Genomic DNA, 21,354 nt, shown 5'->3' on the forward strand with positions numbered 1-21,354 from the left:
TCAGCCCCGCCCCCGGTAAGGGGCCACCCCCTGATCGGGGAGCCAAAGGTCGGCAGGTGCCGGGCCTGATTGCCAGAAGACATCGATGGGAATGCCGCCCCTGGGATACCAGTAGCCGCCGATACGCAGCCAGCGAGGCTCAGCCACCTCAACGATCCTGCGCCCGATCGAAACCGTACAGTCTTCGTGAAATGCCCCGTGATTGCGGAAGGCGGCCAGATAGAGCTTGAGGGACTTGGATTCGATCAACCAGCGGTCGGGGACATAGTCGATCACCAGATGGGCAAAGTCTGGCTGGGCGGTCACCGGGCAAAGGGAGGTGAACTCCGGCGCGGTGAACCTCGCCAGATACTGGGCCTCAGGCTGCGGATTGGGCACGCGCTCGAGGACGGCGCTCTCAGGGCTGTCAAACCCGCGGACATCCTGGCCAAGCTGTGTGAGATGGGTCTCGTTCATGGGCGCGATTTAGCCCCGGGAGGACTGATCGGCAACCGCCCGCCCCGCGACAGACCGGCAGGCCGGGTTTATGACATCGGCCTAATCGGCCAAAGCGCCAGGACACAGATTGAGGGGCCCCCCGTGAGCGGACAGGATTTCAAGGACTATGTGGTTGTGGTCACCGGGGCCTCCACCGGCCTTGGCCGGGCTGTGGCCGTCGAAACCGCGTCCCGTGGTGCGGCGGCCGTGATCATCAACTTCGCCAGAAGCCGGGAGGAAGCCGAGGAGACGGCCCGCCTTGTGGAAGCGCATGGCGCACAAGGCATCCTGGCGCAGGGGGATGTGGGCGAGGATGAGGACTGCCAAAAAATCGCCCAGGCCGCCGCGCGCTTCGGTCGGATTGACGCCCTGTTCAACAATGCGGGCATGACGCGGTTCGCCCCCAACCACGCGGACCTGGACGCGGTGCAGGCGCAGGACTTCCTCGACCTCTACCGGGTCAATGTGGTGGGCGCCTATCAGGCGCTTCGGGCCTGCCGCGCCCTGCTTGAGGCCGCGCCCCAACCCGGGGCAGTGGTCAATACCTCGTCGATCGCCGGTGTGATGGGAATCGGCTCTTCGGTGCCCTATGCGGCGTCAAAAGGCGCGCTAACCACCATGACCCTGTCCCTGGCGCGGGCTCTTGCCCCCAAGATCCGGGTCAATGCGGTGTGTCCGGGGTTTATCGACACCCCCTGGTTTGAGAAGGGGCTGCCCCCTGGCCGGGCGGAAAAGATGCGGCAGGGCGCGGAGGCCTCGACCCCGCTGAAAGTGGCATCTACCGCAGAGGACGTGGCCGGCGCGACCGTCTTCCTGGCCTCACCTGCGGCCCGCCACATCACTGGCGAGACTCTCCTGGTGGACGCTGGGACTCACCTCGGGGCTGCGCCACTGGCCATGAGATAGGTGTGTGGCATTGATGTGACAGTGGTGCGACTTTTTATTAGGCGCCGCCTCTGGAGAATGCCGAATTAATGGCCACGGTCTAGGCTGAAGCGCCTGAGTGGCCAGCCTGCGTTGATCTGCACGCCTTCACCATGAGGATGCAGGACGTCGGTCAGGCATGGCCAGATCGGGAACTCAAGGGGATAACGAATGAAAACTCTCAAGCTTACGCTGCTCGCCGCCGCCACCACCCTCGCCATGGGCGGCGCTGCCGCCGCGCAGGAATCGTCGGTCAGCTTCAACCTCGGCGTTGCGTCGGACTATGTGTGGCGCGGCGTCAGCCAGACCGATGAAGGCCCGCAAGTGTTTGGCGGTGTTGATGTTGGTATCGGCTCGATGGGCTATGCCGGCATCTGGGCATCGAATGTCGAGTTCGGCGACACCACTGTCGCGGAAGTGGACTTCTATGCCGGTATCACCCCGACCCTGGGCGTCGCGGCCATGGACTTCGGCGTGATCTACTATTCCTACGTTGATGCGCCGTCCGGCTCTGACTACAATTTCTGGGAATTCGCTGCTTCGGGCGTGATCCCGGCCGGTCCCGCTGAAATCGGCGCCGCCATCAACTATTCGCCGGACTTCTTCGGCGGCACCGGCGATGCCTTCTATTATGAAATCAACGCGGCTGCGCCTCTCACCGAAAAGCTGAGCCTCAGCGGTGCGGTTGGCCGTCAGGAAGTCGATGGCGGTGGTGACTACTCCACCTGGAACATCGGCCTGGGCTACGCCATCAACGACACCATCGGCGTTGATGTCCGTTGGCACGACACCGACGAAGACTCGCTTGGCAAGATCGGCGAAGGCCGCCTGGCTGCGAGCCTCACCGCCGCTTTCTAAGCGACGCGGATAAACATCTGGAAGGCCGTCGCCCTTGGCGGCGGCCTTTCTTATTTTGACCCCATTCTCCCTTCACGCTGTGTGGAGATTTTGGTCGCTCGGCGGACTCGACCATCGCTGTGGCCTGGGGGCTTACATCCCCCAATTGAGTAGGGTTGGACGTGGCGCAAGCCCCGTCTATGTTGTCGGCTCGCAGGGAGTCGCGGAGTGTAGCCCATGATGCGGATGGCCTTCCGGGCGCAGACAGTCGTCGTCGATGTTGTCATCGCCGCCCTGGCCTTTGCCTGCGCCTATCTTCTCTCGCCATCAGCCCTGCCACACCTGGGTTTTGATGGAACGCCCTCGCTCAACATCGTCCAGCTGACGGCGATCTACGCCACCTTTGCCGCCGTGTTTTCCACCCTGTTCCGGGGTGAGCTTTCCCCCTGGCGCTATGCCTCGATCCCCGACGCCCTGGTGATCGCCAGAATCGCTGCCCTGACGGCGGGGCTCTTCCTGCTCACCGTATGGATCCTCGACCGCGCCTCCACCCTGCCCCGTTCAGCCCTGGCCATGGCGGCCGTCTTTCATGTGACCGGCTGCCTGGGTCTGCGGGTGTTTCGCCGGGCGATCCACGAGCATGCCCTGGTGCAGGTGGCGCCCCTGCGCGGTCCCGTCTCGCCTCAGGCCCCGCCGCTTCTGCTGATCGGCCCTTCGGCCATGGCCGACACCTATCTGCGGGACGCCGCCAGGGTGCAGGACCGCCGCTATACGCCGGTGGGCATTATCGGCCTGGAGATGCGCGATGTAGGCCAGCAGGTCCGGGGCGTTTGCATCATCGAGAGCCTGGACCGCCTGGAAGAGGCCCTGGACGACCTTCGGCGATGGAACCGCTATCCCCGGGCCGTCCTGTTCCTCGATGAGCCGAGCCGGATGAAGGGGTTAAACCCTGACCACCTGGGCCGCTTCCGCGCGGACGGCGTGCGTATGCTTCGACTGCCCAGCATCGTCGAGCTTCGCCATCATGAGGGTGCGACCCTCATGCCCCTGCGCGATGTAAGCGTTGAAGAACTGCTGGCCCGGGAGCCGATCCAGCTCGACAAGGCGCCTGTCGCCGCGCTGATCCGGGACCGACGGGTGCTGATCACCGGGGCCGGCGGCAGCATCGGCGGGGAACTGGCCCGTCAGGCCGCAGGCTTTGGCTGTGCCCACCTGACCCTGGTGGATAGTTCTGAAGCTGCCCTGTTCACCATCGATCGGGAACTGGCGGAGACCCACCCCGAACTCTCGCGCTCAGCCGTGCTCTGCGATGTGCGCCATGCCGGCCGGTTGCAGGGTCACTTCCAGGCTCAGGCCCCGGATCTGGTCTTTCATGCCGCTGCCCTCAAGCATGTCTCCATGGTCGAGCGTCACCCGTGCGAAGGGGTGCTGACCAATGTGATCGGCACCTGGAATGTGGCCGAGGCCGCGCGCCTGTGCGGCGCAGCCCAGATGGTGCTGATTTCCACCGACAAGGCCGTGGACCCGACCAATGTGATGGGTGCCACCAAGCGCCTGGCCGAGGCGGTGATCCAGGCCCAGCAGACCAATGGCGCCCGGACGCGGTTTGCCGCCGTGCGGTTTGGCAATGTGCTGGCCTCGGCGGGCTCCGTGGTGCCGATCTTCAAATCGCAGATTGAACGGGGCGGTCCGGTGACCCTGACCCACCCCGACATGACCCGGTTCTTCATGACCATTCCAGAGGCCGCGCAGCTGGTGATGCACGCCACCGCCGCCAGCGCCGAGGATCAGGACCATCAGGCGCGCCTGTTCCTGCTGGAGATGGGCGAGCCCGTGCGGATCATGGACCTGGCCCGCCAGATGATCGCCCTGTCAGGCCGAACCCTTGGTCTGGACATCGAAATCAAGATCACCGGCCTGCGCCAGGGTGAGAAGCTCACCGAAACCCTGCTCGATGAAAACGAACATGCCACGCCGTGTGCCCCCAAGGTCATGCAGGTGGTGTCCAATTCGGCCGTGCGCATCACCCCGGGCCATCTACAGACCCTTGAGGCTCTGGCAGAGCAGGCTGACTCCGAAGGTGTGAGGACCGCCCTCTTCGACCTCGTAGGCCAAATTCGCGGCCAGCGGCCAGGCGGCGCCCCCAAGCTCAAGGTCGTGGCCGGCGGCAGCCAGGCCTGAGGCGTGTCGCCCGCAGGGGCGCAGGACCCGATCGTTCCGGGCTAAGTTGAGGCGGTCGCAATTGGCAACGCAGCACGGCGTCCATCAGACGATGATCGCGGCAACAGAACCAACCTTAGCCAAGCCACCCGACTGTGCAGTTGGCCGGCCGGCCTAGTCCCACATAGGTCCTGGACCTAGCCCCGCTGGCTCTGCTTTCGTAAGGGCACCGAAGCATTGGGCGATCATAGGGGCAACATCGGCATGGGGTGGTTCAGGAGTCTGTTCGGAAAGCGTGAGCCCTCCGCCCTTGTAGCGGTCTCTGCTCTGCTCGACGCGCCGGCCTCGCCCCGACTGGTCGGGGCGATCGAACAGATCGCGGAAGAGCTTACGGAGGTGCGGCTGGGCAAGGGTCTGGCCCGGCTACGGCCGCAGCTGATCCTGATCTTCGCCCGCCAGTCTGAGGACGCGGCGCGCAGGCTGTCCGACAGCTACTGGACCTCGGATCGCGGGCACAATGTCGGCAAGGATGTGTACAAGGCCTACAGTGCCGCGCTGGGGGCCTTTCTGATCGTGCTGGACCGTCGACCCCGGTCAAAGACCCCGCTGCTACACGCAATCGCGGCCATCGAGGCCCTAAAACCCCCGTTGCGGATCGAGCCGGCCGACCCGGACGGATACGGACTGGCGACCCTTGGCGAAATCCAGAGGGACCTCTCCGGACTGCTGTAGGGTGCAGATCACAGAAGACCCCGATCTCGCTGACAAATCACCGTGGCGTAGCCAGCCCGCCACCGTGACAAAGGCCGGAGACTCTAGCCTCAGCTGGTCCAAACTTTGGGGCAAGGTCACTGACCCATAAAATATCGATGCACATCGGCGATCTGGTGTAGGTCGAAACGCTATTCGAAAGCTACAGGCGGCGATTATCTACCGAGCTATGAAGAGGGATCGCAGCGAGAGGGATATATCGGCAAAAGCTTTGTTCAAACCAGCAGAGTCTGATGCATCAAAATAGTAGCTCGGATTACTAGCGCATTCCTGAAGAATTTTTTTGATAGCACTATCTGTGACTTGAAATGCCACTGTATATATGTCGATTTTGTTTGCCTTCATGTTGCTACAAATCTCTTCCGTGTACTTATTCGCTTCAGTCGCAACGCCCACTGGGTTGACGTCATGCCGACCGTTACTCTTGTTCAAGAGCTTTGTATTTCGACCATCCGTCATCAGGACAATCGCCTTGCGAGGGTTTGAGTTGACCCCTCCCCCCCCATAGGGCGCTGCTTCCGTGAAAGGAACCGGACTTGAAATGACGTTGAAGCCCCAGGCGAGGCCGGAGGGAATGTAGGTCTCGCCCGCCGCCGATAACGCACTGATGGCGTTCTTGACGGTGGTCATGTTGGTGGTGAGCGGTGTGATGACTGAACCGCAGGTCATGTTGAGGAAGCCCGGATAGCGGCGGGTCGGATCACTGTCAGACACGTTCTGCGGATAAGCAGGGGAGCCAGTGCAGCCATGGTACTTGTGGTTGATCGTCGATGGCTTCGTGCAGTTGGTGACCGGCGGGTTCAGCTTGACCGTGACGCAGTTGACATTCTTTGTGCATGTCGAGTTGTACGGCACGCCGTCATTGTACTTGACGCAGGAAAAGGACTGCGTCTGACAGGTCGTTTTCTGCGTCTGGGTCGTGCATTTGGATGGAACGCTTTCGACCCAGTCGGCGGGAACCTTCATCCAGGGTTCGTTGCGTCGCGCAACGCCAGTGTTCACATACTGTGCAAAGGGCACCACGGCGATCTTGACGTTGGCTTTCGGATCAGCGGTCAATGTGTTGACCAAATTGGTCGCTGCTTTCTTGAGACTGGTCAGGCGGGCACCAGACATCGACCCGGTCGTATCGAGAACAAGCGCCAGCTCAAGCTTTTCGTTTTGCCTCCGCTTGACCTCCGTGAATGCGCCGACAGTAAAGTAGTCGATTGATAGCAGACCCAGAATTATCGTGTCGACCTGGGCTGTTGCGACCCCGACCACGGAGTCATCTTTACCGTTACTGAACGTCGCTGTGAACGTCTTGGCGTAGCTGCCCGATCCTTGGAGCTGAGCCTTGAAGGCGGCCACCCCCACGGCGTTGAGCTCGTCGTCAGCCAGTTGCCCCGAGAGAGCCGCCAGAAGAGCCGCCGCATCCAAGGCGTCTTGGACCTTGACCTTCTCCGAGGTCGCCCGCTGCATGTCGATACCGCCCAACACCAGAACCGAGAGCGGCAGGGCCGTGAGCGCGAACAAGATGGCCACAGCACCACTCCGGGCGCGGGCGAAGCGCGAGAGAAAACCGGTGGACCTGTTTCCAGAGCCCGTGGAGCGTTGACGGTTCACGAGTTCTAATCAGCCTCTCAACTGGAACTTCGTGTGGGATGGTAAGGCGCTCAACTGAACAAAGGAGCTAACGGAGGTTGTTCCTATCCCCAAAAGCTGGACCGGTTTGAGCTAGAATTTTCTCATTGTGGGGTTTGCAGGGATAGGCAGGCAGAGGAGGGGATCATCGCTCGACGGGGCTTGGCCCAGTTGTCGGCAATACGTCCACGCTCACAGCGCTCGATTCAAAGCTCACGGGATTCGGGTCACGATGCTGGCAATGCGGATCACGCCGATCAGGATGTTCAGGCGACGGTCGTGAAACCGTTCACGCAATTCTGGCTGGTAAGAGAACTCCATCGTCTGGCTGTCTCGAACTGTTGAGGGCAGCCATTGCGGCTCTCCTGCCGGTTCTGGCCGCCCCGTTCGGGCAAAGGCCAGCCAGTAGGCACCCACGCGTTCGGCGACTTGGTCATCCGTGGGCGTGTGGATGGCCTGGTAAGCAGGCGTCTTGCCCAGCGTGCCGAGAACAAAGGCGATCTCACCGCCATGCGGGACGCCCGGCTCAATACCTTGTTGCTGCTCCGGCAAATAGCTGAAGTAGTAGCGCCAGGTTTGGGCGCGCCGTGAATGAAGGTCGGCGATGCGCTTGCCGAAAGCGCCAAAAACGGCATCGCGGACCGCCTGACGTGCGAGATCGGTTTCGTCGGTTGCTTCTGGATACAGCAGGTGGACCGCTATTTTGGCCACACTCAGTTTCTCGACCAGACTTGCCGGATCAAGTCCGAACAGTTCTGCGACAGAGGCTTCATTGCTGTTGTTGCCGATAATGAGTGGCAGGGCAGCCGACTGTCCCTGCTCGAACAGGTCTAGAATAGGCGCTGGCAAGACGGCGTCCCCATAGACCAAGCTCGGTGCGAGGGATCGGCTCCGCCCGCTGAGGGTTGCAAAGGCGGCTGCCGGGACTCCACGCAGCATGGCCTCAGAGGCAGTCTCTCCGCCAAGATCCAAGGCCTTGGCTACCTCTATTCCGGCGGCCCTGGCCTCTGCCTGACTGTGGCTAGGGATACCGTAGGGGCTCTGGGATATCCCCCTGTGGAACAGCCCTTCGGCCAGAGGGGAAGCGAAAAGCGCCAGCACGCTTTGCGCACCAGCAGATTCACCCATAATCGTGACATTGCCGGGGTCTCCGCCGAACGCACCGACATTGTCTCGAACCCATTGCAACGCCGCGATGAGGTCGAGCAGTCCGAAATTGACTGCACCGCCCGGCGCGGCCTCGTCGAGGGCCGGATGGGCGAAGAAGCCCAGTGGCCCGAGCCGGTAGTTCAGCGTCACGATCACCGCCCCCTGTTGAGCGAGTGCCGAGCCGTCGTAGGCTGGCAAACTGCCCGAGCCAGAGACGAAACCTCCACCGTGGATCCAAACCATTACGGGCAAACCGGCGTCGGGTTCAGGAGCCGGGGTCCAGACGTTCAGGGTAAGACAATCCTCGGACTGGGCTCCTATTGGCCCAAAGGCAGCGTCCTGGGCAGCCGAGACGGGTTGAATGCAGGCCGGGCCAAACGCCGTGGCGCGTCGTTTGTCCCAGGCTTCGGCCGGCTGCGGTTCACGCCATCGAAGCGGCCCAATGGGTGGAGCGGCATAAGGAATACCCTTGAAGACCGAGACTTGCGCATCCTTGACCCCGACCACTGTCCCATTAAGCGTGCGGACCACAGGATCGGCGATCACTGGCGTTGTCGAGCAAGCCAGCCAGAACAGGGTGACCAGAGCGCCTCTGATCAGGCTCACTGGCCCGTTGGTCTTGCTCACTGAAAGCGTCCTTCGCCGGCGAGCCAGGTGGAATGTACGCGGATTGACCTTAGAGCATCTGGCGAGGCGGTCATTGGGTCGCGCTCCAGAACCACCAGATCGGCGGCCTTGCCGACCTCAAGACTCCCACAGGTATGGTCGAGATGGCATTGCCAAGCAGCGTCGATCGTGACGGCCCGCAAGGCCTGAATCGGTGAGATGCACTCACCTGGATTCAGGATGCCGCCGCCCTCGTTCATGTCGCGAAGCACAGCATTCTCGACACACCGCAGCGGATCAATCGGCGTCACATTGTAATCGGAGTGTAGGGAAATGCGCAGACCGCCCGCCAGAGCCGAACGGCAGGGGTCGAGCCTGTCTGCTCGCTCCGGCCCGAGCAAGCGATCGCGGAACGCCCGGCCCCAGTAGTGAACATGGCCGATCAGGAAGGACGGTGAGATGCCGAGCGCCTTCATCCGCGCGATCTGGTCATCGTGAAGGATACTGCAGTGTTCGATCCGATGCCGAAGACTGTGGCCGCCCTCGCCGCCGGTACCACGCTCATAGGCGTCGAGCACCACATCAATGGCAGCATCGCCGTTCGCATGGATCCCGATCGGCCAGCCATCACTGTGCAAGGTGCGAACCAGGGTCTCGATCTCTTCGGGGGAGTAGTTGAGCGCGCCACGGTTGGTCGAATTCAGGTACGGGCTGCGTTGATAGCCGGTCAGACCCTGGTTGGAACCGTCCGACCAGGCCTTGATACCGCTGAATGAAAAATTCGGGGAATGAAGACCTGGCTGCAGCCCCATCTCCTTCCATTTTTCATAGTGGGTCGACACAAGCATCCCGGCATAGCGGACGGGGGCGTCCCCTTTTAGCGCCGCCTCGATCAAGGCAATATCAGCCTCGGCAAACAGGCCGCCGATGCCACAATCATGCAAAGCCGTGCACCCCTTGGCGGCGGCATCGTCAAGATCAGCCCGCAAGAAGCCGACGAGTTCTGCCTCACTCGGTGAGGACATAACCCGGATAAAGGGCTGAAAGGCGGGCGGCTCTTCGAGCCGCCCCGACAGTTCTCCGTCTGCGTCCCTGACAAACCGTCCCTGAGGCGGGTCTGGGGTGTCCCTGGTCAGCCCAGCCAGCCCGATGGCACGACTGTTGGCATAGGCGTTGTGGCCATTGGATTCGAGGATAAAGACCGGCGTTTCCGGGGACAACTGGTCGAGGTCGGCCCGGGTCAGCTCGCGGCCCGGCATGATCGACGGATCCAGCATCTTGCCCTGGATCCAAGCGCCTGGGCCTGCGTTTGCGGCCGCGTTACGGATCTTCTGCCTCGCATCGCCCATGGTGGCCGTGGTGAACGGCCCAAGGTCCAGCCAGGGGCGCAGTCCAGCAAAATTGGAATGCATGTGCGGATCGACGAAACCCGGCAGCACTGTGTAATCGCCGAAGTCAATCAGACGGGTGCGCGGGCCCTTCAGAGCCAGGATGGCCTCTCGGCGACCGCGGGCCATGATGCGCCCGTCCCGAACGGCGATAGCCTCAACGATCGTATTCCGCGCATCCATGGTGTGAATGCGACCGGCCAGGAAGATTTTGTCGGCCAGCCCGAGATCCGATGTTCGAGCGCCTGCCACGACGGGCGCAGCAACGACGGTCGCGAAGAAGCCTCCGCCGATCCCACGCAGGACGTCACGGCGTCCGTGCAAGGTCCGCATGACATGCATGAAACCTTCATCGCAGGCATTACACATTAATGGTCTCTTTCTGGCAGAATCCGCATTAATCCGATGTATCTTAAATCTACGTTAGACCAACATTTACCAATAACGTGATGACTAGATTATAGTTTAAACAGTCTATCTCGCCGCATCACAAACCACTACGCGTTGTAGTTGTCACTGTCAGACAACCAAAAATCTATTACTAGAAAATGCCACACCGAACGCCACTTGACAATACAATCAACCCGACTAATTTGGAATAACTTTCAGCAAATTTGAGTTTGGGTTCAAATGTTTATGAACAACAAGCGATCTATCAATTCTAATCCTGCTTTTGTGTACCTCGCGTCAGCAGTATTCATCGGACTGATTGGTTTGGCATCTGGCGTAGGGAGTTCCGCGCAGGCTCAATCCCGCCCTCCGATCGAGAGCGGCGCAAGCGGCGGGGCCAACCCAGGCGACACGGGCGGTGGCGGCTACAATCCCGGGCAGGGTAGCGGCGGCGGTGGCGGCTATAATCCGGGGAGTGGCGGCGGTGGCGGCTACAATCCTGGAAGTGGTGGCGGCAGCGGATACAATCCGGGCAACAGCGGTGGCGGCGGATACAATCCAGGCTACAACGACCGGGTTTTCATTGTTGTTTTCCGGGACTCTGGATTCCGCGGAACGTCGATCCGATTTGATGGAGAGATCAACAACCTGCATTATAGTGGGCTAAACGACGAGATCAGCTCGATGCGGGTCAGCGGGACCTGGGAGGCCTGCACTGACGCCAACTTCCGTGGTCGATGCAGGACCTTCAGAAACAGTGTTCGAGACCTGCGCAACACTGGCATGAACGATCAGATATCGTCGTTGCGACCGTTACGTTGATTTGATCTCTGATCTTCGTCCAAACTCTGACCAGAGCCCCACACCCTGTGTTCTGTGGTGTAGTTGCCAGCTGTCACAGGCAGGATCGCAGTGGGAATAACTGTTATATAAACAGTTGACCTCGATTTTTTGTGTAGGATCTGGACAAGACTATCGGGGGCTTATGGTCACAGATGACGATGTTGACCGAAATGACCAACGCCGAGGCTTCCAGTCTTTGGAGTGGTTTGTTGATACTGCTTCTCGGGCTGCTCTCGATTCGCGTGACGCTGGTCAATCACAAACACGCCGATGAAAGCGATACGGGCAAAAACTCTGAGGTCGGCCGAGCCGCACGCGTTTTTTCCAATGGGGTAGAGTACATTCCGATCAGTGTTGGCGCGTTGATCCTGCTTTATCACCTCGAGGTTCCTGTCACAGCGATCCATGTCCTGGGCATAATGCTGCTTGCCGGGCGTGTCGTTCAGGCGGTCGCACTAAGCGGGTCCAAGAATGGTTTCAGCACCTTGGCCGGCATGGCACTCACCTTCGCGGCAATCTTTACAGGTGGCGGGATGCTGGTCGTTTACGCCTTCCTTTAGGGGACTTGCACGGTGAGATGATGTGCTTGGCCTGTCGCTGGCGGCTGTCAGCCTAGCGGCAAAAGGACTCTGACCAATTCGGACGTAAGCCGCTGTCGGGGACGGTCTACCGCGGAGCTCATTTCGTCTCACGACACCGGTGTCCGGTGGACCTAATCCGCAATGCCGGTCGCTATACTTCCGGTTCAGCCTCAGTTTTGTGGACGTCGTGGAGCTGCCGGCGCAGCGCGCGATTGAGGTCAGCTGCGGGACGATCGGGTGCTCGATGACCCGATCCCCATACTCTGGAGCCCTCGAAGCTGGAGTTTTCGGGAGCAGGTCAGCAGGTCAGGGGAAACCGCGCATGGTCCAAACTTTTCACGGCCGCGAGTTAGCGACCGGGGGTCAGGACGACCTACGACCGGGCCTTGGGCGATACCGTCAGGCCAAGGAAAACCAAGATGGCCTGGTTGAGGCGAACGATATCCGCGTCGTCCAGCCGCCCAACAGGCGAGCCCAGTTTGGATTTGGCAACGGTCGTAATCTTGTCGGCCATCAGCCGGCTGGGACTGCGCAGTCCAATACGCTCGCTGGATTCGACCAGCACCCGAAACAGGGGCGCTTCGGTCTCATCCGTCGTGAACGCACAGACGGTAATCGACTGGGTCGCGTCGAAGATATCGTCCTGCACGATGAGGGGCGGCCGGGGTTTACCCGCGTCGTCGCCACCGCAGGCAACAGTCCAGATATCGCCGCGCTTCATCAGATGAGCGGTTCAGAGCTCGCGTCAATGAAGGCCTGATCGTCGCCGGCGTGATCGCTGTTGGCCACGGCCAGCGCCTGACGATGGGCCTGGGCCTTGAAGCTGGGCGCTCGCACGTCGGGCACCCAGATCTGGATGGGGCGCATGCCCTGCTCGCGCAGGCGAGCGCGATGGGCGCGAACTTTCTCGCGTGAAGAACCAGATGCGGCAGCCACCATAGCGGCCTCCTTTCCTAGGGTTACATGTAACCTATTGGAAAATGTTGGTGCGGACAGGAATTTGCAGCGGCACCCACTCGCAACCTTTTCATTCAAAGACCGGAGAGCGGCCCCGGATAGCCGCCCATGGCGCATGCGTGGGCTGATGCATGCCGCACCGACAGATGTTCATGGGCTTGCGTATCGCAAATCCATTTGAAACGTGCTGGCGTCGGCGTTCCCAAGTGGAGGGCGAGATTGCTGTGCTTATCTGCCGCTCCCGCCCGCCCGGTTCATTCGGGCTGAGTGTACGTCGTCAGAACCTTATCGACGACGATGTCGTCGGCGCGGGCCCTAGCCTGCGCCATGTCATAAGTCGTCTGCATGCGCATCAGCGTATCGGCCTTGACGCCAAAGGCCTTCTCGAACCGGATCGCCATGTCGGCCGAAAGGGCGGTGTGACCGTTGAATAGGTTGCTGAGCGTCTGGCGGGTCACGTGGAAGCAGGCGGCAAGGCGGTTGATGCTCACACCATGGGGATCGACGACTTCGCTCTTCAGCCAGTCACCGGGATGGACCGCCAGCGAGGGATGCATGGTCATAGCCATCAGTGATAGTCCTCCAGGTCTAGGTCGGCGATCGTCGTTTCATCGATCCTGATGAAGGTCAGGCGCCAGGTCTTGGTGACGGTCATCGCCCAGCGCCCGGCCTTGTCGCCAACCAACTCGTGCAGCCCGTAATTGGGTGGCACGGCCAGTTCGTCAAAGCTGCCCGCAGCATCGATGAATGCCAGCATCTTGCGGATACGAGTAGCGTCGCCCACCAGGCCCTTTGCGTTGCCGATCTCGAAAAACCGTCGCAGCCCTTTGTGGGTGATGCGCTCAATATCCATGACGCCTTATGTCAAGCATCGATTTACATGTCAAACCATGTTTGACGGTACGGCTGCCGCGCGAGGCCGTGACCGATCAAACCTGCGACCGAGCCCAAGGGCCCGTCAGCACCGATGGTTTTTCCAGTAGCGGTCCCAGCGTAGCGCCACCGTGACTGACCTGCTCCCGGCCCGACCTGGTCCAAGGTTGGGGGCAAGGTCAAGGTTCCCTAGCTCTTTCGTTTTCGTTCCTGCGATTGTCGACGCTCTCTTGCGCTTTTGGCTGTCCGGCGCGCAGCACTGTTCGGCGAGCCACCCCCGCGGCGACATCCCCATCCGCCCCATCGGCTTCCGCCGGTTTGATCGCCGAATCAATAGGGTTCGCGCGGGCGTCGACCCATGACCGGCCCAGACTCGGCGTCATGGAGAAACGTGGCCAAGCTTCGTCGTTGGTTGGATCAGGCACCGGTCACTCTGATGGCATCATGAAGCCGCGACTTAGATTCATCGAGAGGTTCAACTCGACGCTATGGTCGATGACCTCCGCCGACTGATCGATGATGATTGTGGTCATCAGCGATCCGCTGCGAACGACAATACCCCTCTTCTCTCGAAGCCTTGCTGGAGCGTCCGTTAGACTCTGCAGCCGATTGAACAAGGAAGAAGGCCTACGGATGAACCTCAGCTCAGACGCCGCCGCAAATCCGTGGTGCTACGACTCGAGGGAGCCAATTGGCGGCACAGCGAGAACGAAACACAGTCGCGCGCACCCCTATGCCTACTAAGGTCTAAGCGCTTGTAGAGTGTCCGCGCCCGTGGATCTTCCCATTTCTAGGGGCGGAAGAGTGATCCTGGGCGAAGTCCTCAAGGGCGTGTGACGCTTAAGAGCGGGCGGGGCGCTTGCGGGTCTTATTTCCCACTCCGATTAGTTCGTTGACCATTTCGGCCACGTCGTCGGGGCTCAGTGGACCCGCTGGGTTGAACCAGGTGTGCGTCCAATTGATCATGCCGAATAGCAGCATGGTCTTGAGACGGGACCTTGGGGGGTCCTTGGCCAGGGTTGGATCCACGGCGGCGACGAGATCCTGCACCGCCTGGATGATCCTGCGCTGCTTGCCGACGATGATCTCGCGCTTGTCGTCCGGCAGGCTCCCGAGTTCGTTGAGCAGGACTTTCTGGCGGCTGGCGGCGCCCACGTAGTGAGCCATGAAGGTATGGACCAGCGCCGCCAGCGCCTTCGGGGGGGAATGTCCCGCCTCGGCGATAATGCGGACATCCTCGAGTAGGACATCCACGTGCGATGACATCACCGCGAAGAGGATCTCTTCCTTCGACGGGTAATAATAGTATACCAACGACTTGGAGTAGCCGCACGCCTTCGCGAGATCTGCGAGCGAGGTCTCCGAAAAGCCCGCTGTCGCGAACAGGTCCGCAGCGTGCTGGACGATCGCCTCGCGACGCTCCTCGTATTCGGGGGCCTGCGTTCGGGCCAAGAAGACTCTCCGGATCAGCCCGCACCATAAGGGCGAGCGCTGCCGACGCCCGGTGGGGAATCAGCGACGTTTCGAGCCTAAATGTGAATGGCTTGGCCCCGAACCGCCATGGCCGCCTCTTTCAAGGCCTCGCTATGGGTCGGATGGGCGTGGCAGGTGTAGGCAATGTCCTCGCTCAGCGCGCCGAATTCCATGGCCTGACACGCCTGGGCGATCATGGTGCCGGCGACCGAGGCGATGCACCAGACTCCAAGCACCTCGTCCGTGTCCGCGTCGGCGATGACCTTCACGAAGCCGTCCGGCTCGTGGTTGGCCTTTGCCCTACTGTTGGCGAGTATCGGGAAGCGCCCGACCTTGACCGCCCCTCGTTCTCGCGCCGCCTCTTCGGTCAAACCGACGCCGGCGATCTCCGGAGACGTGTAGACCACGCTCGGTATGAGCCGATGGTCGATGACCCTACGCTGGTTGGCGATGGTCTCCGCAACGGCGATGCCTTCGTCCTCGGCCTTGTGCGCCAGCATCGGGCCCGGAGCGACATCGCCGATCGCCCAGATGTTCGGCGCAGACGTGCGCAGATCATCGTCGACCTCGATCTGCCCCCTGGCGTTGACCGACAAGCCAGCCTTCTCGAGTTGGAGGCCTTCGACGTTCGGTCGGCGGCCGACCGCGACGAGCACGGCGTCGGCAGTCAGGCTTTCCGCCGCTCCGCCACCGACGGGCTCCAAGGTCAACGCCGCCGCGCCGGCAGTGACCTCGAGCGCCGCGAGCTTGAAGCCCAGCTTCAACGCGAAACCTTGCTTGCGGAAGATCTTTCCAGCCTCCTTTCGGACATCGCCGTCGAAGCCGGGGAGGACCTGGTCGAGCATTTCGACCACGGTGACATCCGCGCCCAAGCGACGCCACACCGAGCCGAGCTCCAGCCCGATGACTCCCCCGCCGATGACCACGAGATGCTTCGGGACCTTCGGAAGCTCCAAGGCTCCGGTGGAGTCGACGACGATCTGCTGGTCGATCGCGACGCCCGGTAGATCGACATGCGAGGAACCCGTGGCGATGACGATATGTCGGGCCCGGACGATCCGCTCGCCGATCGCGACCGAGTCCGGCCCGGCAAAGGCGGCCCGACCTTTCAGCCATTCGACCTTGTTCTTCTTGAACAGGAATTCGATTCCGCCAGTCAGCTGATCGACTGTCTGGCGACGCTGCGCATGCATGGTGTCCAGGTCGAGTTCGGCCGTCACCTTCATGCCGAGCTTGGCGAGCGCACCGGAAGCGGCGGCGTCATACAGCTCGGACGCATGGAGCATCGCTTTCGAAGGGATGCAGCCGACGTTGAGACAGGTGCCGCCCAGGCGGTCGCGACTCTCGACGCATGCGGTGCGAAGCCCCAACTGGGCCGCCCGGATAGCTGCGACGTAGCCGCCGGGCCCGCCGCCGATCACCAGGACGTCCAAGTCGAATTCGGTCACAGGTGCTCCTTAAAGGGAGGCCGAGGGGGAGGGCAGTTCGCGAGGTCGACCTTCGTCGTCCAACGCTACGAAGGTGAAGGCGGCTTCCATCACCTTCTCGTGGTCGGCGCTTTGCCGCACGCGTCGCCAGGCTTCGACCTCAATCCGCATCAACGTGCGGCCCGCGCGGGCGAGGGCGGCATGCACCAAGCCTTCGTCACCGACCTGGACTGGCCGAAGGAAAGTCATCGAGTCGGCCGCGACCGTGACGACGCGATCCTTCGCGCGTTGCGAGGCGACGCCGGAGGCGGCGAGGTCCACCTGGCACATCAACCACCCCCCGAAGACATCGCCGTTGGGGTTGGTATCGGCCGGCATCGCGATCACTCGGATGGCCGGGGCTGTCGGTGGCGGCTCACTCATCCAAAGGCCAGGTTTCGAGTACCTCTACGAACCTGGACAGCCAGGTGTTTGTCTGGTGACCGTCGACCACCCGATGGTCGATGGTAAGCGACACGTAGGCCAGCGGTCGGATGACGATGGCGTCGGACCCGTCGACCTCGCGGACCACGACCCGCTTCTCGAGCTTGCCCACGCCGAGGATCGCCGATTGCGGCTGATTGATGATGATCGGCGTCGCCACCAGCGATCCTGACACCCCATGGTTCGAGATCGTGAAGGTTCCGCCGCGCATGTCCTCGGGCTTCAGCCGGTTGTCCCGAGCTCGCTTCGTCATATCGGTGAGACGCTTCGCGATCCCCAGGAGGGACAGGTCTTGGGCGCTGTGGACGATGGGCACCACCAGACCCTTGTCGCCAAGCGCCGTACCGATCCCCACGTTGACGCTCTCGTAGATCTCCAGCCGGTCATCGAACCATCGGCTGTTGATCGTGGGTGCCACGCGCATGGCCTGGGCTGACGCAGCGATCAGGTAGGCGGTGAACGTGAGGTCGGCACCCTGCTGTTGGAAGCTCGGCTTGTGTTTGCGGCGATGCGCCATGATCGCGCTGAAATCGCATTCGAACACCGCGGTAACGTGCGGGGCGACGGTCACGGAGTTCAGCATGTTCTGAGCGATCGCCAGACGCATGCGGTCGTGCGGGACGGTGCGGACGCCGTTCGACCCGCCGGATACCGGCGCGGGCTTGGCCGGCTCGGCCAGTGTCGGGGCGCTCGCCAGCGGAGCCGATGGGTTCTGGGCTCTCCGCTCCACATCGGCGCGCGTGATTCGCCCCCCACGCCCAGTGCCGGTGAGCGTCGCGGGATCGACGCCGTACGCCTTCACCGCCTTCCGGACGGCGGGAGAGAGACGCTGTTCGGTCGAGCTCGCCATGACGGGCGCTGCCACGGTGGGCGCGGGCGCGCCCACAGCTGCGGGTGCCGCAGCGGGCGGCGCCGGGCTCGAAGCTCCAGGAGCCTGTGGCTCACCAAGCCGGCCGAGGATAGCGCCCGGTAGCGCCTCGTCGTCGGTGTTCAAGAGGATCTCGAGGAGGACGCCGGCGGCGGGCGCGGGCACCTCCTGCGCGACCTTGTCGGTCTCCAACTCGACGAGGGGCTCGTCGAGGGCGACGGTGTCGCCGACCTTCTTGAGCCAGGACCGGACGATGGCCTTGGTGCCTTCCTGCTCGTTCGGCACGCGGATGTCGGTCATCAGAAGCTCACCAGTTCGTCGATCTTCGCCCGGATCCGCTCGACCGAGGGCAGAGCCCATTCCATCAGCACGGGATTATGCGGGCTCGGAATGTCCGGCATGGTCAGGCGCGAGACCGGCGCATCCAGATCCATGAACACCTGGTCGGCGACCACGGCGGCGATCTCGGCGCCGAACCCGGCGGTTTGCAGGTCTTCGTGGACGATCAGGCACCGGTGCGTGCGCCGCACGCTGTCGAGCACGGTCTCGCGATCCCACGGCATCAAGGTGCGAAGGTCGATCACGTCGACGGAGCGGCCTTCGGCAGCCTCCTCGCACCGGTGGATCATCGCGCCCCAGGTGACGATCGTCAGGTCGTCGCCGGCGACGGTGATCCTGGCCTTGCCGAACGGCAGCGCGAAGTTGTCGCCCGGATAAGGCCGTCGGGCCCAGGTGTGGTCGAGCATGGCGCGGTGTTCGAAGAAGATGACGGGGTCGTTGCCGCGTAGCGCCGTGCGTAGGAGGCCCACCGCGTCCTCGGCGTTCGAGGGTGTGGCGACCATCCAGCCTGGCGAGTGGACGAAGGCCACCTCGTTGGTCTGACTGTGCCAGGGATCGCCGCACTTGAAGTAGCCGCCCGGCACGCGCAGGACCATCGGCGCGGCGAACCGGTTGTTGGTGCGCCAGCGCATGGTGCCGCAGTCGTTGATCTGTTCGGTCGCGGGCTCCGCGTACTTGCGGAACTGGATTTCCGGGACCGGCATGAGGCCCGCGAGCGCCATGCCGACCGCCCGGCCGACGATCCCCTCTTCGGACAGGCTGGTGTCGAACACGCGCCGCTCGCCGAACTTCTCCTGCAGACCGAGGGTCACGGCATGGACACCACCCTTCGGCCCGATGTCCTCGCCGAACAGTAGGACGCGGTCGTTGATCGCCATCTCGTGCTCGAGCGTCCGGCGGATCGCCGTGACCATGTTGATCCGCTGGCCCTGCGGCTTGGGTTGGTCCGACGAGGCGGGCGCACGGTATCCGTTGGCGTGGAGACCGCCCTGAGCCTGGATCTCTCCTGGCTCCGCGAACACGTGACGGACGACGGTTTCGGGCAGGGCCACCGGGCGAGCCTCGGCCTCCTCGCGCGCGGCTTCGGCGTCGGCCTGAGCGCGGGCTTCGATGGTGTCCCATTCGCCGGCGTCGAGAAGCGGCTCGAGATAGGCTTTCAACTTCGGAAGGGGGTCGCGCGCCCACTCCGACGCCACGAAGGTCTCGGACTTGTAGGTTTGGGTGTCCTGGAAACTATGTCCCTGGAGGCGCGGCACCGTCAGTCGCAGCAGCGCGGGTCCGCGGTTGGCGCGCACATAGGCCACGGCCTCGTCGGTGAGACGCGCAGCTTCCGACGGCTCGGTGCCGTCGCCCTCGAAGATCTTCAGGCCCCGCCAGCTGGCGAGGTTCGCCGCGATGTTGCCGCCGGGCGTCTGGAACGAGGAGGGGACCGAGATCCCGTAGCCGTTGTCTTCTATATAGAGGAGCATCGGCAGCGCTTGGGTCGTGGCGATGGTCAAGGCCGACCAGAAGCCGTTCGACGCGACCGAGCCGTCACCGCCGAGAACGACCGCGATCGCGTCGCGGTAGGCCGGGTCACCGAGCTCCGCACGATGGTATTCGATGGCCTGGGCCCAGCCGGCCGTCGGCGTGTATTGAGCGCCGACCCCTCCGCACATCGGCAGCGCCGAAGCGCCCGTCGGGTTCGGGTAATTGAACACAACGCCGATATCGCGGCCGTCCGAGTACCCGCCGGCGCGACCCATGCCCGAGCCGAGCGCGTCGGCGACGGGAACGCCCAGCGAAAGCAGCAAGGGACGCGAGCGGTAGTAACCGCAGGCCGCGTCGGTCGCTTCGGTCAGGCGGTCGCCCAGCAGGATCTGTGCGAGATCATGGCCGCGGGCGGAGAACTGGTAGAGCACCTTCTTCTCCGGAACGAGGCGCTCTTCTTCCATGCGGTCCAGCGCGCGGGAGAGGTGGATGAGATAGGCGATCCGCCGCCAGTCCCGGGACTCGTCGGGCGCGTTGCGGGGCGCTTCCTTCAAAGCCAGTGTCTTCACCTTGTCTCCTTTCCGGCGCGGATCCCCGCTCAAACCGGTTGTCTGGTGTCGTGTCGGTCGGACGTCAGTCGTCGTAGCTCAGGACCAACAGGTCGCTCATGGGCACCGCCTGGCACGTCAGCACATAGCCTTGTGCGACCTCCTCGTCGGACAGCCCGTAGTTGGCGTTCATGTGCGCTTCGCCCTCAATGACCTTGGCGCGGCAGGTGGCGCAGACGCCGGCCTTGCAGGCGTAGGGCGCAGTCATGCCGGCGGCGCGGACATTCTCGAGGATGCTGCCGTTGGCGGCGTCGAACGCAAGCGTGCGCCGGCGTCCGTCAAGGGTGACCTGGACCTTGCGACCAGCGGCTTCCTGACTGCGCCGCTGCGCGTCCGCGGCCTGGGCGGCCGATGGGGGTCCGATCGTGAAACGTTCGACAAGGATTGCCTCGCGGGCGACGCCCGCATCGAGGAGACCCAGTTCGACGGCGTTCATCATCGGACCTGGCCCGCAGATGAAGGCGGCGTCGATCGTGGATGGGGTCACGAGGCGTTGGAGCACCTCGGCGACTTTTGCCGAGTCCAGCCGTCCGTTGAACAGCTCGACGTCTTCATCTTCCTCTTCCAGGAAGTGGAAGACCTGAAGGCGGTCGAGGTAGCGGTCCTTTAGGCTCGCGATCTCTTCAAGGAACATGATGCCGTTCGAATTGCGGTTCCCATAGAGGACGATGAACTCGCTCCGGGGCTCGAGATCGAGCGCCGTCTTCAGCAACGATAGGATCGGCGTGATGCCCGAGCCGCCGGCGAAGCCGACATAGGTCGCCGACTGCTCTGAATCGAAAGTCCAGGTGAAGCTGCCATGGGGCGGCATGACCTCGAGGAGGTCGCCGGCCTTGATCGCTTGGCTCGCCCAGTTTGAGAACTTGCCGCCTTCGATACGCTTGATCGCGACCCGCAACTCGTCCTCGTGCGGCGCCACGCAGATCGAATAGTTGCGGCGCACATCCTCGCCCTCGAGGTCAGCCCGCACGGTGAGATGCTGCCCGGCTTTGAAGCGGAATGTCTCCGCAAGAGGCGCGGGCAGTTCGAAAGCCAGGGAAATCGCGTCGTCGGTTTCCCGGCGAACGTCTCGGACCTTGAGCGCGTGGAAATCGGTCGACATACGGG

General features: G+C 62.7%; 20 protein-coding genes. 6 read left to right on the forward strand and 14 right to left on the reverse strand.

Annotated features, from left to right (window positions below; translation table 11 throughout):
* Positions 1-456 (reverse strand): preQ(1) synthase, encoded by a 456-nt coding sequence (gene queF, locus MH112_RS14270; RefSeq protein ID WP_296569015.1) that lies wholly within the window; start codon positions 454-456, stop codon positions 1-3.
* 108 nt (positions 457-564) lie between these two features.
* Between queF and MH112_RS14275 the strand changes: the two genes are divergently transcribed.
* The 4 genes from MH112_RS14275 to MH112_RS14290 all read left to right on the forward strand — a co-directional run bounded on the left by MH112_RS14275 (position 565) and on the right by MH112_RS14290 (position 5,130).
* Positions 565-1,383: an SDR family NAD(P)-dependent oxidoreductase gene (locus tag MH112_RS14275; RefSeq protein WP_296569154.1), complete on the forward strand. Its 819-nt coding sequence runs from the start codon at positions 565-567 to the stop codon at positions 1,381-1,383.
* Between the two features lie 189 nt (positions 1,384-1,572).
* Complete coding sequence (locus MH112_RS14280) at positions 1,573-2,259, forward strand: TorF family putative porin (protein ID WP_296569018.1); 687 nt, start codon at positions 1,573-1,575, stop codon at positions 2,257-2,259.
* Positions 2,260-2,475: 216 nt separating this feature from the next.
* Complete coding sequence (locus MH112_RS14285; RefSeq protein WP_296569022.1) at positions 2,476-4,419, forward strand: nucleoside-diphosphate sugar epimerase/dehydratase; 1,944 nt, start codon at positions 2,476-2,478, stop codon at positions 4,417-4,419.
* 243 nt (positions 4,420-4,662) lie between these two features.
* A complete protein-coding gene (locus tag MH112_RS14290; RefSeq protein WP_296569026.1) occupies positions 4,663-5,130 on the forward strand; it encodes a hypothetical protein in 468 nt (155 codons plus the stop codon).
* Positions 5,131-5,328: 198 nt separating this feature from the next.
* Here MH112_RS14290 and MH112_RS14295 read toward each other — a convergent pair whose 3' ends face one another.
* From MH112_RS14295 to MH112_RS14305, 3 genes are all read right to left on the reverse strand, one after another.
* Complete coding sequence (locus tag MH112_RS14295; protein ID WP_296569028.1) at positions 5,329-6,693, reverse strand: VWA domain-containing protein; 1,365 nt, start codon at positions 6,691-6,693, stop codon at positions 5,329-5,331.
* Between the two features lie 312 nt (positions 6,694-7,005).
* Positions 7,006-8,568, reverse strand: coding sequence for a carboxylesterase/lipase family protein (locus tag MH112_RS14300; protein ID WP_296569031.1), 1,563 nt, complete (start codon positions 8,566-8,568; stop codon positions 7,006-7,008).
* A complete protein-coding gene (locus MH112_RS14305) occupies positions 8,565-10,304 on the reverse strand; it encodes an amidohydrolase (protein ID WP_296569035.1) in 1,740 nt (579 codons plus the stop codon). Before MH112_RS14305 ends, MH112_RS14300 begins: the two co-directional genes overlap by 4 nt.
* Before the next feature lie 261 nt (positions 10,305-10,565).
* On the opposite strand from MH112_RS14305, the gene MH112_RS14310 reads away from it, so the two are divergent.
* Together MH112_RS14310 and MH112_RS14315 are read left to right on the forward strand one after the other, a co-directional pair.
* Entirely contained in the window at positions 10,566-11,147 is a 582-nt protein-coding gene (locus MH112_RS14310; protein ID WP_296569038.1) for a beta/gamma crystallin-related protein, read from the forward strand.
* Between the two features lie 173 nt (positions 11,148-11,320).
* Positions 11,321-11,728: an MAPEG family protein gene (locus MH112_RS14315; RefSeq protein ID WP_296569041.1), complete on the forward strand. Its 408-nt coding sequence runs from the start codon at positions 11,321-11,323 to the stop codon at positions 11,726-11,728.
* A gap of 394 nt (positions 11,729-12,122) precedes the next feature.
* Here the strand turns inward: MH112_RS14315 and MH112_RS14320 are convergent, their stop codons facing one another.
* The 10 genes from MH112_RS14320 to paaE all read right to left on the reverse strand — a co-directional run bounded on the left by MH112_RS14320 (position 12,123) and on the right by paaE (position 21,349).
* Positions 12,123-12,470 (reverse strand): type II toxin-antitoxin system PemK/MazF family toxin, encoded by a 348-nt coding sequence (locus MH112_RS14320; protein WP_296569045.1) that lies wholly within the window; start codon positions 12,468-12,470, stop codon positions 12,123-12,125.
* On the reverse strand, positions 12,470-12,823 hold the full coding sequence (locus MH112_RS14995) for an antitoxin MazE family protein (RefSeq protein WP_365787457.1): 354 nt from the start codon (positions 12,821-12,823) through the stop codon (positions 12,470-12,472). The genes MH112_RS14320 and MH112_RS14995 overlap by 1 nt, the downstream gene beginning before the upstream one ends.
* A 137-nt stretch (positions 12,824-12,960) precedes the next feature.
* Positions 12,961-13,275, reverse strand: a complete 315-nt coding sequence (locus MH112_RS14330) for a HigA family addiction module antitoxin (RefSeq protein ID WP_296569051.1) — start codon at positions 13,273-13,275, stop codon at positions 12,961-12,963.
* Positions 13,275-13,559 carry a type II toxin-antitoxin system RelE/ParE family toxin gene (locus tag MH112_RS14335; protein WP_296569053.1) on the reverse strand — a complete coding sequence of 95 codons (285 nt, stop codon included), beginning with the start codon at positions 13,557-13,559 and terminating at the stop codon, positions 13,275-13,277. The genes MH112_RS14330 and MH112_RS14335 overlap by 1 nt, the downstream gene beginning before the upstream one ends.
* Before the next feature lie 860 nt (positions 13,560-14,419).
* Complete coding sequence (locus tag MH112_RS14340; protein ID WP_296569056.1) at positions 14,420-15,031, reverse strand: TetR/AcrR family transcriptional regulator; 612 nt, start codon at positions 15,029-15,031, stop codon at positions 14,420-14,422.
* A gap of 77 nt (positions 15,032-15,108) precedes the next feature.
* Complete coding sequence (gene lpdA, locus MH112_RS14345; protein WP_296569058.1) at positions 15,109-16,500, reverse strand: dihydrolipoyl dehydrogenase; 1,392 nt, start codon at positions 16,498-16,500, stop codon at positions 15,109-15,111.
* A gap of 9 nt (positions 16,501-16,509) precedes the next feature.
* Positions 16,510-16,857 carry an acyl-CoA thioesterase gene (locus tag MH112_RS14350; protein WP_296569061.1) on the reverse strand — a complete coding sequence of 116 codons (348 nt, stop codon included), beginning with the start codon at positions 16,855-16,857 and terminating at the stop codon, positions 16,510-16,512.
* A gap of 37 nt (positions 16,858-16,894) precedes the next feature.
* On the reverse strand, positions 16,895-18,130 hold the full coding sequence (locus MH112_RS14355) for a 2-oxo acid dehydrogenase subunit E2 (RefSeq protein ID WP_296569065.1): 1,236 nt from the start codon (positions 18,128-18,130) through the stop codon (positions 16,895-16,897).
* Positions 18,130-20,208, reverse strand: a complete 2,079-nt coding sequence (locus tag MH112_RS14360; protein WP_296569068.1) for a transketolase C-terminal domain-containing protein — start codon at positions 20,206-20,208, stop codon at positions 18,130-18,132. Before MH112_RS14360 ends, MH112_RS14355 begins: the two co-directional genes overlap by 1 nt.
* A gap of 64 nt (positions 20,209-20,272) precedes the next feature.
* On the reverse strand, positions 20,273-21,349 hold the full coding sequence (gene paaE, locus MH112_RS14365; protein ID WP_296569070.1) for a 1,2-phenylacetyl-CoA epoxidase subunit PaaE: 1,077 nt from the start codon (positions 21,347-21,349) through the stop codon (positions 20,273-20,275).
* Positions 21,350-21,354: the final 5 nt, after the last annotated feature.

Source organism: Phenylobacterium sp. (assembly GCF_022402485.1).
Taxonomy (GTDB): domain Bacteria; phylum Pseudomonadota; class Alphaproteobacteria; order Caulobacterales; family Caulobacteraceae; genus Phenylobacterium.

Coding starts and splice junctions, on each gene's coding strand:
- queF (WP_296569015.1), bottom strand. CDS start 456: ATGAACGAGACCCATCTCACACAGCTTGGCCAGGATGTCCGCGGGTTT.
- MH112_RS14280 (WP_296569018.1), top strand. CDS start 1,573: ATGAAAACTCTCAAGCTTACGCTGCTCGCCGCCGCCACCACCCTCGCC.
- MH112_RS14285 (WP_296569022.1), top strand. CDS start 2,476: ATGATGCGGATGGCCTTCCGGGCGCAGACAGTCGTCGTCGATGTTGTC.
- MH112_RS14290 (WP_296569026.1), top strand. CDS start 4,663: ATGGGGTGGTTCAGGAGTCTGTTCGGAAAGCGTGAGCCCTCCGCCCTT.
- MH112_RS14305 (WP_296569035.1), bottom strand. CDS start 10,304: ATGTGTAATGCCTGCGATGAAGGTTTCATGCATGTCATGCGGACCTTG.
- MH112_RS14310 (WP_296569038.1), top strand. CDS start 10,566: ATGTTTATGAACAACAAGCGATCTATCAATTCTAATCCTGCTTTTGTG.
- MH112_RS14315 (WP_296569041.1), top strand. CDS start 11,321: ATGACGATGTTGACCGAAATGACCAACGCCGAGGCTTCCAGTCTTTGG.
- MH112_RS14320 (WP_296569045.1), bottom strand. CDS start 12,470: ATGAAGCGCGGCGATATCTGGACTGTTGCCTGCGGTGGCGACGACGCG.
- MH112_RS14995 (WP_365787457.1), bottom strand. CDS start 12,823: ATGCGCCATGGGCGGCTATCCGGGGCCGCTCTCCGGTCTTTGAATGAA.
- MH112_RS14330 (WP_296569051.1), bottom strand. CDS start 13,275: ATGGCTATGACCATGCATCCCTCGCTGGCGGTCCATCCCGGTGACTGG.
- MH112_RS14335 (WP_296569053.1), bottom strand. CDS start 13,559: ATGGATATTGAGCGCATCACCCACAAAGGGCTGCGACGGTTTTTCGAG.
- MH112_RS14350 (WP_296569061.1), bottom strand. CDS start 16,857: ATGCCGGCCGATACCAACCCCAACGGCGATGTCTTCGGGGGGTGGTTG.
- MH112_RS14355 (WP_296569065.1), bottom strand. CDS start 18,130: ATGACCGACATCCGCGTGCCGAACGAGCAGGAAGGCACCAAGGCCATC.
- paaE (WP_296569070.1), bottom strand. CDS start 21,349: ATGTCGACCGATTTCCACGCGCTCAAGGTCCGAGACGTTCGCCGGGAA.